This window comes from Nitratireductor sp. ATLC21, assembly GCF_057196525.1.
On the sequence record NZ_JBXUOU010000001.1, the window covers coordinates 1,129,710 to 1,142,332 of the forward strand.

15 protein-coding genes are annotated in these 12,623 nt (G+C 58.9%); 6 read left to right on the forward strand and 9 right to left on the reverse strand.

Features of this window, described 5'->3' with window-relative positions; genetic code table 11:
• Positions 1-2 precede the first annotated feature (2 nt).
• The 4 genes from ychF (at position 3) to AC2CHD_RS05515 (ending at position 3,368) form a co-directional block, all read left to right on the forward strand.
• A complete protein-coding gene (gene ychF, locus AC2CHD_RS05500; RefSeq protein WP_484552856.1) occupies positions 3-1,106 on the forward strand; it encodes a redox-regulated ATPase YchF in 1,104 nt (367 codons plus the stop codon).
• A gap of 86 nt (positions 1,107-1,192) precedes the next feature.
• Entirely contained in the window at positions 1,193-2,164 is a 972-nt protein-coding gene (locus AC2CHD_RS05505) for a magnesium transporter CorA family protein (RefSeq protein ID WP_484552857.1), read from the forward strand.
• 269 nt (positions 2,165-2,433) lie between these two features.
• A complete protein-coding gene (locus AC2CHD_RS05510) occupies positions 2,434-2,901 on the forward strand; it encodes a MaoC family dehydratase (RefSeq protein ID WP_484552858.1) in 468 nt (155 codons plus the stop codon).
• Positions 2,898-3,368: a MaoC family dehydratase gene (locus tag AC2CHD_RS05515; RefSeq protein ID WP_229448688.1), complete on the forward strand. Its 471-nt coding sequence runs from the start codon at positions 2,898-2,900 to the stop codon at positions 3,366-3,368. The genes AC2CHD_RS05510 and AC2CHD_RS05515 overlap by 4 nt, the downstream gene beginning before the upstream one ends.
• Positions 3,369-3,375: 7 nt before the next feature.
• Here AC2CHD_RS05515 and AC2CHD_RS05520 read toward each other — a convergent pair whose 3' ends face one another.
• From AC2CHD_RS05520 to AC2CHD_RS05545, 6 genes are all read right to left on the reverse strand, one after another.
• The gene (locus tag AC2CHD_RS05520) at positions 3,376-3,927 is read right to left on the reverse strand and encodes an adenine phosphoribosyltransferase (protein ID WP_223021247.1); all 552 of its coding nucleotides are present in this window, start codon (positions 3,925-3,927) and stop codon (positions 3,376-3,378) included.
• Between the two features lie 98 nt (positions 3,928-4,025).
• Complete coding sequence (locus AC2CHD_RS05525) at positions 4,026-4,850, reverse strand: cytochrome c1 (protein WP_229448687.1); 825 nt, start codon at positions 4,848-4,850, stop codon at positions 4,026-4,028.
• Between the two features lie 29 nt (positions 4,851-4,879).
• On the reverse strand, positions 4,880-6,163 hold the full coding sequence (locus AC2CHD_RS05530) for a cytochrome b (protein ID WP_484552859.1): 1,284 nt from the start codon (positions 6,161-6,163) through the stop codon (positions 4,880-4,882).
• A gap of 23 nt (positions 6,164-6,186) precedes the next feature.
• Complete coding sequence (gene petA / locus AC2CHD_RS05535) at positions 6,187-6,750, reverse strand: ubiquinol-cytochrome c reductase iron-sulfur subunit (RefSeq protein ID WP_484552860.1); 564 nt, start codon at positions 6,748-6,750, stop codon at positions 6,187-6,189.
• 270 nt (positions 6,751-7,020) lie between these two features.
• Positions 7,021-7,800 carry a class I SAM-dependent methyltransferase gene (locus AC2CHD_RS05540; protein ID WP_484552861.1) on the reverse strand — a complete coding sequence of 260 codons (780 nt, stop codon included), beginning with the start codon at positions 7,798-7,800 and terminating at the stop codon, positions 7,021-7,023.
• A 73-nt stretch (positions 7,801-7,873) separates the two neighbouring features.
• Positions 7,874-8,203, reverse strand: a complete 330-nt coding sequence (locus tag AC2CHD_RS05545; RefSeq protein ID WP_484552862.1) for a DUF6665 family protein — start codon at positions 8,201-8,203, stop codon at positions 7,874-7,876.
• A 92-nt stretch (positions 8,204-8,295) separates the two neighbouring features.
• Here AC2CHD_RS05545 and AC2CHD_RS05550 point away from each other — a divergent pair, with 92 nt between their 5' ends.
• Positions 8,296-8,928: a LysE family translocator gene (locus AC2CHD_RS05550; protein ID WP_229448682.1), complete on the forward strand. Its 633-nt coding sequence runs from the start codon at positions 8,296-8,298 to the stop codon at positions 8,926-8,928.
• A gap of 7 nt (positions 8,929-8,935) precedes the next feature.
• Here the strand turns inward: AC2CHD_RS05550 and AC2CHD_RS05555 are convergent, their stop codons facing one another.
• Positions 8,936-9,817, reverse strand: coding sequence for an EamA family transporter (locus AC2CHD_RS05555; RefSeq protein ID WP_484552863.1), 882 nt, complete (start codon positions 9,815-9,817; stop codon positions 8,936-8,938).
• A gap of 113 nt (positions 9,818-9,930) precedes the next feature.
• Positions 9,931-10,845: an oxygen-dependent coproporphyrinogen oxidase gene (gene hemF, locus AC2CHD_RS05560; protein WP_484553226.1), complete on the reverse strand. Its 915-nt coding sequence runs from the start codon at positions 10,843-10,845 to the stop codon at positions 9,931-9,933.
• A 119-nt stretch (positions 10,846-10,964) separates the two neighbouring features.
• Between hemF and AC2CHD_RS05565 the strand changes: the two genes are divergently transcribed.
• Positions 10,965-11,222: a hypothetical protein gene (locus AC2CHD_RS05565; protein ID WP_223021253.1), complete on the forward strand. Its 258-nt coding sequence runs from the start codon at positions 10,965-10,967 to the stop codon at positions 11,220-11,222.
• A 234-nt stretch (positions 11,223-11,456) separates the two neighbouring features.
• Here AC2CHD_RS05565 and AC2CHD_RS05570 read toward each other — a convergent pair whose 3' ends face one another.
• Positions 11,457-11,903 (reverse strand): tRNA (cytidine(34)-2'-O)-methyltransferase, encoded by a 447-nt coding sequence (locus AC2CHD_RS05570; RefSeq protein ID WP_484552864.1) that lies wholly within the window; start codon positions 11,901-11,903, stop codon positions 11,457-11,459.
• Positions 11,904-12,623 lie beyond the last annotated feature (720 nt).

A 12,623-nucleotide genomic window follows, 5' to 3' on the forward strand; every position in this document is an offset into this window, starting at 1 on the left:
AAATGGGTTTCAAATGCGGCATCGTCGGTCTGCCCAATGTTGGCAAGTCGACGCTCTTCAACGCGCTTACCAAAACGGCCGCGGCACAGGCTGCCAACTACCCGTTCTGCACCATCGAGCCCAACACGGGCGAAGTGGCCGTGCCGGACCCGCGTCTGAAGAAGATTGCCAGCGTGACGGGCTCCAAGGAGGTCATTCCGACCCGCATTTCCTTTGTCGACATTGCCGGCCTCGTGCGCGGCGCTTCCAAGGGCGAAGGACTGGGAAATCAGTTTCTGGCTAATATCCGCGAAGTAGACGCCATCGTGCATGTGCTGCGCTGTTTCGAGGATGACGACATCACCCATGTGGAGGGTCGAATCGACCCGGTGGCGGATGCCGAGACCGTCGAGACGGAGCTGATGCTCGCCGACCTCGAAAGCCTGGAACGGCGCACCCTGCAGATGCAGAAGCGCGCCACCGGCAAGGACAAGGAAGCCCAAACGCTCCTGCCCATGATGGAGCAGGCACTGGCGCTGCTTCAGGACGGCAAGCCGGTGCGCGTGCTTCTGGACGGCATCGCGGCGGAGGATCTGAAGATCCTGCGCGGCCTCAACCTGCTGACCTCAAAGCCAGTGCTCTATGTGTGCAATGTGGCCGAGGGCGACGCTGCCGAAGGCAATGCCCAGAGCAAGCGCGTGGAGGAAATGGCAAAGGCCCAGGGTGCGATGACGGTGGTGATTTCCGCCGCCATCGAGGCCGAGGTGGCCCAGCTTGCCGATGAGGAAGCGGCTGAATATCTGGAGGCAATGGGGCTGGAAGAGCCCGGCCTCGACCGTCTGATCCGTGCCGGCTACGAACTGCTCGACCTGATCACCTTCTTTACTTCAGGCCCCAAGGAAACCCGGGCCTGGACGGTGCAGAAGGGCGCAAAGGCTCCGCAGGCCGCCGGCGTGATCCACACGGATTTCGAACGCGGCTTCATTCGTGCGCAGACCATCGGCTACGAAGACTTTGTCACTCTCGGCGGTGAAGTGGCTGCCCGAGAGGCCGGCAAGGCGCGTGATGAGGGCAAAGAGTATGTGGTGACGGACGGTGACGTGATGCTGTTCAAGTTCAACACCTGATCGCATACCGACTGGCCAGAAGGACCTGGTCTTGACGGCGTGCCAATAGCCGGAAATCTTCATTCCCGGTTTGAGGGAACGAAGCAATGATCAAGGCCTATAGTCTCCAGAACGAACGTCTGAATTCAGTCGCGCTGGCATCTGTTGACCAGGACGCAATCGTCTGGGTCGATATGCTTTCCCCCTCACCGGAGGAAGAGAGGACCGTCGAAGCATGGCTCGGGATCGCAATTCCGACGCGTGCCGACATGGAAGAAATCGAAATCTCAAGCCGGCTCTATAGCGAAGACGGCGCGCACTACATGACGGCAACCCTGCCGGCGCGGGCAGACGGCGACCAGCCGGAGATGGGGCCCGTAACCTTCATTCTCAGTCCCGCAGGCACGCTGGTCACACTTCGATTCCACGAACCCAGCGCCTTCCAGATCCTCCCCCAGAGAGCGGCGAAAGCCGCCCTTGGGTGCAACAATGGTGAGGCGGTGCTGATCAATCTTCTGGAAGTCATCACTGACCGGCTTGCCGACATTCTGGAAAGGGCGGGCCGCGAAATTCTGGAACTTTCGAAAGGCATTTTTCATCCTTCCGAAAAGAAGGCCTCCAAACGCGACCGTAACTTCCAGATCCTCCTTCGCCGGATTGGCCGCAAAGAGGATCTGATCTCAAAACTGCAGGACAGTCTTCTCACCATGCAGCGTCTTTCCGGCTTCCTGAGCGCGGTCTCGGGCCGCAGCGGCAAGGACGAACGCGCGCGCATCAAAACCCTTTCGCGCGACATCGCCTCGCTTGCCGATCATACGACAGGGCTTTCACAGAAGATCGGTTTTCTGCTTGATGCGACCCTTGGCATGATCAGCATCGAACAGAGCGCCATCATCAAGATATTCTCCGTGGTGGCCGTCATCTTCCTTCCGCCGACGCTTGTCGCCTCGGTCTATGGCATGAACTTCGATATCATGCCGGAACTGCATTGGCCGCTCGGCTATCCCTTCGCCCTTGGGCTGATGGTGCTCTCCGCTCTTCTGCCCTTCTGGTATTTCAAACGCCGCGGCTGGCTCTAGAGCATCGGACCGAAAAGTGGAATCCGATTTTCGGATTATTCCGATGCTCCATCAATAGTTTAGATCCTCCTTTGTGCGTCCGAATGGACGCACGGCGATCTAATGCATGTCGCTTTCAAATGAATTCATTTGAAAGTACTATAGCGTCCTTTGCGCGTCTTATAAGACGCGCGGCTCTGTAGCGTCCAAGCCTGGCAATCTTCTCCATCCGGTGCTTGAAGAATGCACTGCTTGCGGCCATAAGGTTCAAGCCTGAACAGGATTGAACCATGACTGACAAAAAGTGGGCGTTTGAAGACCTTGAGCCCGGAGTGACCATCCCCTTCGGCGAAAAAACCGTTGGTGCCGAAGAGATCAAGGACTTCGCACGCCAGTTCGACGCGCAACCCATGCATCTGGACGAAGAAGCGGGGAAAGCCAGCATTCTTGGCGGCCTATCGGCCTCCGGCTGGCATAGCTGCGCCATCTTCATGCGCATGCTCTATGACGCGTTGTTGGTGGACTCCACCTCGCAGGGCTCTCCAGGCATCACCGAGGCCCGCTGGAGGCGTCCTGTGATCGCCGGCGACACACTGACGGGGAAAGCCACCGTGCTCGAACGGCGGGCATTGAAATCGCGGCCCGGCATCGGTCTCGTCACTTTCCGGCATCTGATCACCAACCAGCGCGGCGAAACGGTGATGGAGATGGAGAACCCGATCATGTTCAGAATGCGCAATACGGGAGACGCGGCATGAGCCTCGATCGGTTTCTGCGCTTAGGCGAAACAATAACGCTGGGCACTCATACGTTTACAGCCGACGAGATCATAGCGTTCGGTCGCCAGTTCGATCCGCAACCGTTTCACACCGATGCAGAGGCAGCGCGCGACAGCGTGTTCGGCCGTCTATGCGCCTCCGGCTGGCATACATGCGCCATGTGGATGCGGTACAATCTGATCGGCATCGAACGCGATGCGTTCGGCCCGTGGGAAGGACCCGGCGAGAAACCCGAATTCGGCCCTTCGCCCGGCTTTTCCAATCTGAAATGGTTGAAGCCTGTCTACGAGGGAGACACGATCACGTTCACGCGGGCCGTGACCGGCCATCGTCCCCTGGCCTCCCGCCCCGGCTGGCATCTGGTCTCGCTTTCCGCTGCGGCACACGGCGCAGATGGCGAGCCCGTGATGAGCTTTGAAAACGGGGTGCTGATGAAAGCCGGCTGAACCGGTCTCACTCGCCCTCAAAAGCGATCAATGTGTGAACATCGACGCCAAGCGCTTCCAGCTTGGCCCGTCCGCCAAGATCAGGCAGGTCTATCACGAAACAGGCTGCCACGATGTCGGCCCCCATCTGCGTGAGGAGCTTGACCGCACCTTCGGCGGTTCCACCGGTGGCAATGAGGTCATCAACCAGAATGACCTTTTCGCCCGGCGTCACCGCATCCTTGTGCATCTCCATTTCGTCGATGCCATATTCGAGACTGTAGGCAACGCGCACCGTGTCGTGCGGCAGCTTGCCCTTCTTGCGGATCGGCACAAAACCCGAAGAGAGCTGGTGCGCAATCGCGCCTCCAAGAATGAAGCCACGTGCCTCAATGCCGGCGACCTTGTCGACCTTGGCACCCGCATAGGGATGGACCAGTTCGTCCACGGCCCGGCGAAATGCGCGCGCATTGCCAAGCAAGGTCGTGATATCGCGAAACAGAATGCCCGGCTTCGGATAATCCGGAATGGTGCGGATCGCGGAAAGAAGCGTGTCTTGAAGTGTCTGAGAAGCTGCCATGTGCCCTGCCCCGGTTCAGATAGTTCTTGCCGCGTTGCGAAGCAAAAGAAAAGGGCGCTTCAAGCGCCCTTCCTGTTTTTTCTTGCCTTGCAGGCGCCTTAATGGACGTCCGCCCAGATCTTGCGTTTGGTGAGATACATCAGTCCACCAAAGAGCAGAAGGAAGACCATGACCACAAATCCGGTGGACTTGCGGGCTTCCAGGTGGGGCTCGGCCGCCCACATGAGGAACGCTGCAACGTCACGGGCATACTGGTCAACGGTCTCGGGCGCGCCGTCATCGTAGGTGACCATGCCTTCAGAAAGCGGAGGTGCCATTGCAAGCGAGGCCGAGGAAATGAAATACGGATTGTAGTAGGTGCCTTCCGGAACCTCGTGCCCGTGGGAATCTTCCTCATAGCCCGTGAGAAGAGCGTGGATATAATCCGGACCAGCTTCGGCATACTGTGTGAAGATGTCGAAGACGAAGGTCGGGAAGCCACGTTCCACGGCGCGCGCCTTGGCGATCAGCGAAAAGTCCGGTGGAACCGCTCCATTGTTAGAGGCGGCTGCCTGCTGCGGGTTGGCGAACGGTGCCGGGAAACGGTCAGACGGCTTTGCAGCACGCATGAACATGTCTCCGGAATCATCCGGGCCATCCTCGACCTCGTATTCGGCTGCGATCGCACGAACCTGGGCCTCAGAATAGCCCAGATCCTCAAGATTGCGGAAGGCCACAAGGTTCATCGAGTGACAGGCCGCACAGACCTCACGGTAAACCTTGAATCCGCGCTGCAACTGGCCCTTGTCATAGGTTCCGAATGGGCCAGCGAAGGACCAGTCCTGTTCGACCGGCTTCTTGATCGGATACTCGGCCGCGTTCGCTGCCGTGACCGCTGCCAGGCCGAGGCCGAGCGCAGCCAATCCGTTGAGGATGCTTTTCATTGCGAAAATCCCTTTGCGCATTCTCTCGCTCAGCCCTTTGCCTGTTCTGTGGCCGGTACGCCGGCGGACTTCTTCTCCAGCACCGCTTCTGTGATGGAATTGGGCAACCGGCGGGGCCTCTCGACCAGGCCGAGAACCGGCATGATCACGATGAAGAAGGCGAAGTAGTAAAGCGTCGCCACCTGAGCCATCGCCACATAGGTGCCTTCTGCCGGGCGGGAGCCGAGCCAGCCCAGGAAGATTGCATTGACGACGAAGAGCCAGAAGAACAGCTTGTACCAGGGACGATAAACCGCCGAACGGACCTTCGAGGTATCGAGCCACGGCACGACGAAGAGAACCGCGATAGCGCCGAACATGGCCAGAACACCACCGAGCTTGGAATCGATAGGCCCGATGTTGAAGGTGATGGCGCGCAGGATCGCGTAGAACGGCAGGAAGTACCATTCCGGAACGATGTGCGCCGGGGTCTTCAGCGCGTCAGCCTCGATGTAGTTATCCGGGTGACCAAGGAAGTTCGGAATGTAGAAGACGAAATAGGCGAACAGAGCCAGGAACACGACCATGGCGAACGCATCCTTGACGGTCGCATAGGGCGTGAAGGCCACGGTGTCGGTCTTCTGCTTCACTTCGATGCCGGTCGGATTGGTCTGACCGGTGACATGCAGCGCCCAGACATGCAGCACGACGACGCCGGCGATCATGAAGGGCAGAAGGTAGTGGAGCGAGAAGAAGCGGTTCAGCGTCGGATTGTCGACCGCGAAGCCGCCGAGCAGAAGCTGCTGAATCCAGTCACCCACAACGGGGATGGCCGTGAAGAAGCCGGTGATCACCGTCGCGCCCCAGAAGCTCATCTGGCCCCAGGGAAGCACGTAACCCATGAAAGCGGTCGCCATCATGAGGAGATAGATGATGCAGCCGAGGATCCACAGGAGCTCTCGCGGCGCCTTGTAGGAACCGTAATAAAGGCCGCGGAAGATGTGCACGTAGACGGCGATGAAGAACATCGACGCGCCATTGGAGTGCAGGTAGCGGATCAGCCAACCGGAGTTGACATCACGCATGATCTTCTCGACCGAGTTGAAGGCCACCTCGGTGTTGGCGGCATAATGCATCGCCAGCACGATGCCGGTCACGATCTGCGCGACCAGCATCAGCGTCAAAATGCCACCGAATGTGTAAGCATAGTTGAGATTGCGTGGCACCGGATAGGCCACGAAAGAATCATAGACCAGACGCGGAAGCGGCAAACGCGCATCCATCCAGCGGCCGAGGCCGGTCTTGGGCGTATAGGTCGAATGTCCAGCGCTCATAGAAAATCCCCTCTCGCCGAGCCTTAGCCGACCTGAATGACGGTGTCGGACACGAATTCAAATGTCGGAACCGCAAGGTTTTCCGGAGCCGGGCCTTTGCGGATACGGCCGGCGGTGTCGTAGTGCGAACCATGGCATGGGCAGAACCAGCCGCCGAAATCGCCGGCCTGGCCAAGCGGCACACAGCCGAGATGCGTGCAAACGCCGACCATCACCAGCCAGTTTTCCTTGCCCTCGCCCGCAGAACGGTCGATGTCAGTGGCAGGCGCGTCAGCGGCGATGTTGGCGTTGCGCGCCACGGGATCCTTCAGATCCTCCAGTGCGACCGCCCGCGCTTCCTCGATTTCCTTTTCCGTCCGGTTGCGGATGAACACAGGCCGGCCACGCCATTTGACGGTCAGGGACATGCCAGGCTCAACGCCGGACACATCAACCTGGATTGACGCCAGTGCGCGGGTGGAGGCATCGGGCTGCATCTGGTCGATGAACGGCCATGCAACACCAGCCGCACCGACGGCACCGGCAACGCCTGTTGCGACGTAAAGAAAGTCACGCCTTGTATGTTCGGTCGAATCGGTAGCGCTCACGGGACTGCGATCCTTTCACCTTGAGTCGGCCGGTGGGGACGCCTTATTGCACTCGAACCCAAGCAAACTCCCGCGCATGACGGAAACTGCCCGGTTCTACCCCCGGCATTTTTCGATGGTTTCTATGCGCCACGCAGGAACTTGTCCAGACGGGGGCGACCCTACAGGGCAGATTGTCGCGGGGAAAACGCAGCGAATAAAGATGACTTAAAAACTCCTATTTTTCAATACGGGCGCTTTTGCCAAGTTTCGGTCGCCGATCTCTCGCCCTCAAAGCGGCGCGACTGCCTCAAAGGTAAAGATGGAAGCACCCGGCGCCAAAGCGCTCTCGGTCCGATAGTCCGCAAAGACATTAACCTCGGCGAAGCCGGCAGAGCGCAATGCCAGCTCGAATTCCAGGAGCCCCCAGAGACGCAGGTGAAAAAGCTGGATCTCGCTGGCCACGAGTCGGCCTTCGCGCCAATGCTCGTAACGCAGCTGCGAAAGCGTTGTCTGGCGCTGGAAACAGGTTTCCACCCGGCTTTCGACGAGTGTAAGCAGGTCATCCTTCGTCTGCCAGTGCCGCGCCGCGAGCGCGGTGTCGGCAAGACATGCCAATGCATCGAGATCGAGGATCAGCCGGCCGCCGGGGAGAAGCGCCTTGCGGAAACGCTCAAGCACGGTCAGCGCCTGCCGCGGCTCCGTGATCAACTGGAAGGAACCCGCAGGAATGATGACAGCACCGAACCGCGTTTCATATTCGAAATCCTCGAAGCGTGCGATGTCGACCGGTGACGGCAGGCTGCGCGCCTCACATTCCCTACGGCAGTAGGCCACCATCTCCTCGGAAGCATCGAAACCGCGAACATCAAACCCGGCCTCAAGAAGCGGGATGAGAACACGGCCATTACCGGCTGCAGGCTCGAGCACCGGACCGGTGCAGCCCGCCAGGCGGTCGCGATAGAACTCAATATCCCCGAAAGAGCGGCCTATGGGTTTGTCGAGATGATAAACCCACGAGGCCAGCGTACCGTAAGCGTTTTCCATGGCGCCGTCTTTCCTGTCTGCCATTGCTGGCAGGCCAGTGCCACGAACCCCTGACGGCAGCAAGCGGGCCAGACCGCGACATCCAGCAGGCCAGCGCTCAACGCGTCCCTATACGCGCCCCGAGGCGCACCAATACCCTGCCAGGGATCGACAGCTCGGCAATCACGTCGTCATGTCTGCGCAGGCCACAAAGCTCACGCTGGATGAAATAAAAATGCACCGCTTCGGCGGCGGCGTGAAGACGGCGGTCCACATCCTCTCCATCGGCGGGGTCTGCCTCGGCAAGATGCATGAGTGCCTTTTCGGCAATTCGACCGGCATGGCCGAGCGATGACGCCTGCTCGGCCACAATCTCGTTTTGCAGCACTGTATCGCCACTGACGGGATGAACCATGAGGCCGGTCACGGTGCTGGGTGGTTTCAGCATGTCAGGAGCCGCTCTTGTATCGCTCGACAATCAAAACGTTTGCCGAGTATTCTGCCGCGTCTCACAACCGCGTTCAACTCAGGGCACGAACCATGACGCTGATCGAGCTTGGAACCTTCACATTGGTTGCCGCACTTCTTGTCATGTCGCCGGGCCCGAATGGCGTGTTGATTGCCAAGACAGTCCCCACTTCAGGCAAAGCGGCCGGTTTTGCCAACATCGCCGGGTTCTTCGCAGCGTTCTACGTTCATGGCGCTTTGTCGATCCTCGGCATTTCGATCATTCTGGTGCAGTCAGCCCAGCTGTTCTTCATCGTAAAAATGCTGGGTGCGGCCTATCTCTGCTATATCGGTATGAAAGCGCTTTGGCAGGCTTGGCATGGCTTTGCGTCACCGCTTGAGGTGACCCCTGCCAAACGCCGGCGCACACTCATACGCGCGGCATTCGAAGGGTTTCTGACCAACGCGCTCAACCCAAAAGTATCGATGTTCTACCTGGCGGCATTTCCGCAGTTCATTCCGGCCAATGCCGACGCCACCCTCTGGGCCTTCGCGCTCGTGGTGATCCACTCGCTTCTGAACATCGTGTGGTTCTCCTCGCTCGTGCTTCTGTTTTCGGGCCTCAAGACGATCGGCAGCAATGTCCGCATGCAGCGCGGGCTGAAAGCGCTCACTGGCACGGTGTTTATCGGTTTCGGCCTGAAACTCGCGACCATGCGCCCATAGGGCTGTCTCAGGCAGCGCCCGCCTGTGCCAGCGGCGCGCGTTGCCTGACCTGGGTCAGCATGAGCCCGACGAGAACAAGTGCTGCAGCCACCATGCGCATCGGGCCAAAAGTTTCGCCGAGAAACAGGGCTGACGAGCTCATCCCGAAAATCGGCACCAGCAAGGAAAATGGCGCAACCCGCCCCGCACCATAGGTTCTGATCAACATTCCCCATACAGCGAAACCGAAGATCGTTGCGGCGTAAGCGATATAGATGACCGCGCCAACGCCGGTCCAGTTGATGTTGGACAGCGCGGCCATATCCGCCTCCCAGCCTTCGATCATGAGAGAAAGGGCAAATAGCGGGATCGGTGGAATGAGGCTCACATGGACCATCAGGCGAAACATGTCGACCTTGCCAGCCTGCTTCATCAGAAGATTGGAAATCGCCCACATGAAAGCGGCGGCGATCCCCAACGCCAGGCCCGTGATCGTGATGCTTGCGTCTACCGTCAGCGCAATCAGGGCAATCCCGCAGAAGGCGACGAAAATACCGAGAAGCTGCATGCGTGTCGGCCGTTCACCCAGCACGAACGCCGCAAGCATGATGGTGAAAAACGCCTGTGACTGAAGCACGAGCGAGGATAATCCGGCAGAAAGCCCGACATCCATGGCCAAGAACAGGAGCGTGAACTTGACGATGCCCAGCACGACCCCAATGGCGATGACATAGCGCCAGGCGATCACAGGTCTCGGCACGAAAAAGGCAAGGGGCAAAGCCGCCGCCGCAAACCGCAACGCGGAAAAAAGTATTGGCGGAAAATTGTCAATGCCGACCTTGATGACGACGAAGTTGAAGCCCCAGACGGCAGTCACCAGAAGCGCCAACAGGATATGGGGCAGTTTCATGTGCATTGTCCTCGGGCGGGGAAGCAGCCTTCGCTAAAGACCCCACCCGTTCACAACTTTCAAATCAAAAACACTGCCGCTTATCGATCAGCGAGATTGAACCCCATACTGGCTCAGGGCCATTTCACCTCGGGCGGCAAGCTGGACAGGATGGAATTGACGTTGCCCCCGGTCTTGAGACCAAAGATCGTGCCCCGGTCATAGAGCAGGTTGAACTCCACATAGCGGCCTCGCCGCACCAGTTGCTCCTCGCGGTCAGCTTCCGTCCAATTGGTGTTGAAGTTCTTGCGCACCAGATGCGGATAGACGACTGCGAAGGCACGTCCCACATCACGGGTGAAGTCGAAATCGGCCTGCCAGCCCCCCTTATCCTCCGGCGAGCGCAGCCAATCGTAAAAGATACCGCCAATGCCGCGCGGCTCCTGACGGTGCGGCAGGTAGAAATACTCGTCACACCAGGCTTTGTACTTTTCGTAATCGACGATGGCTGCGTGGCGTTCGCAGACGAAACGCATGGCCTTATGGAAGGCCTCCGTATCAGGATCCTCCTGAGTACGGCGACGGTCGAGAACCGGTGTGAGATCAGCCCCGCCCCCGAACCACTGGCTGGTGGTGACCACCATGCGGGTGTTCATGTGAACGGCCGGCACATGCGGGTTCTGCGGGTGGGCGATCAGCGAAATCCCTGAGGCCCAGAAGCTCGGATCGCGATCCGCGCCCGGGATTTGCTTTCGAAATTCGGGCGAAAACTCACCATGGACGGTGGACACGTGAATGCCAACCTTTTCAAACACCCTGCCGTGCATAATCGACATGACGCCACCACCACCCTTACCGCCTTCCCGCTCCCAGGGGGTGCGCTCAAAGCGGCCGGGCGTGCGTGTTGACAGTGGACCGGTCAGCGCGTCCTCGAGTTCCTCAAAGGCAGCGCACAGCCTGTCGCGCAGTTCCTCGAACCAGGCGCGCGCAGCGACTTTCTTGTCTTCGATATTCTCCGGCAAACCGGCAGGCAGCTCTGGTCGTTCCATCATCTTCCCTTTGGCCCGATCCTACGCGACGCTGCGGCAGGCGGACAGCCCTACAAATGACTCGCAATTTTCAACCGCGTTGCCTAAGCTTCTTATCCATCGGGTCAAGGAGTTCTTTTGTGCGAGTGCCCGCAAAACCACCGCTGGAGGGGCTGAAACGCAGCCTCGACAAACACCGCGCCAGGGCAAGCCGCCTGCCACGCGATGGTTTTTTGCGGGAGAGTTTTTCGCTGCCCCGTGCGCAAGCCCGGGAAAAAGCACGGGAATGGCTGGAGCGGTGGCCCAAGCAAGCCTACTGGACCGAAATAGAAAGCTGGTGCGAGCGACCAGGCGATGTGATCGAATTCACGATGCGCCGTTTACCGAGCGCGGACTGAGAAACCACTGCTCTCAAGCAAAAAACGCCAACCCACACGAAGCTTGACTTAAAGTTCACTTGAACTTTTAGGCATCCCTTTCCCGAAAAGGAAAGTGAAATGATGCCACCCAGGATTTATCAAACACACACGCCGGATCGCCATGCATCCTGGCGGGCGCACAAAGAACAACCCGGCCCTTCGATGCGCTGCCTGGGAAACGAAAAGCCGGTTTCATCTTCCCGGTTCGAAGCTTTACCGCAACTGACGCAACGCCTCGCCCGCAGCCATCGCCGCGCTCATGGCCAGATTCAGACTCCGCGCGCCCTTCTCCATCGGGATCACCAGACGGGCATCAGCCGCCTCGTGAACAAAATCCGGTGCTCCAACAGATTCGCGTCCGAAGATCAGAATGTCGCCCTCGATGTAAGAAACCTCGGTGTAATGCATCTGGGCTTTGGTTGTGAAAAGCAGAAGACGGCGCTTTTCCTCCCGACGCCAGCGGTCAAAATCTTCCCACGACGAATGACGGACCAGGGCGGCACGCTCGAGGTAATCCATGCCCGCCCGCTTCAGGTTTTTGTCGGAAAGGTCGAATCCGGCCGGCTCAATCAGGTCGACGGTAAAGCCCAGGCAGGCGGCGAGGCGAAGTATGGCCCCGGTATTGCCCGGGATGTCTGGCTGATAGAGCGCGATACGCATCTGGCTGTGTCTCTCGACATGGCTGGCTGTGGCTTTCCGGTTACACCAGGCAGCGGGCGAACGAAAGAGCACAAAAACAGGTGGCAGTTCTCTGCAACTGTGAGTATAAGCCCACCATTGTCAACGCGAACCACAGGAGAAAAGCATGGATACGCATCGACATTACATGACTTGGCTCCGCGCCTTTGGCCTGAAGGCCTGACGGCGGACACGGTTCGGCTCGCTCCCACCAATTTTTCAGGTAGCTACGTATCGCGGTCCGTCGGGATTTCCTCCCGCTTTTCAAGGACGTTCGCGATGCATAACCGCTTCCCCCGGCGGCCGTTCGGCCGCAACAACGACTTTGTCGTTCCGCACATAGACCCAAACCGCCCCACCTCGCAGGATCGCCGGCTGGAGGCATGGGCTTTGACAATCGGCGCTACGATATCGCCCGATAGACATACTGAACAAAGAAGGGCTCATCGAGGTCAGCTTCCCGACGTGGACATGAAGTTTTCCATGCCGGAGCGCCCCGCCCTTTGGACGATGCTGCGAAAGCTGTTCGAATGACAAGACAGCGGACCATGCAGCCCTCATCGAAACCCGCCCCGCTTCCCTGTGGGGTGGGCCGACGGAGATCAATTTTCCTACAACCCCTGGTAGGTCTTTTGGTGAAAAATCATCTGGCCAAACCCGGCTATGAACGCTATAAGACGCGTCCTATAAACGAAAACCGCT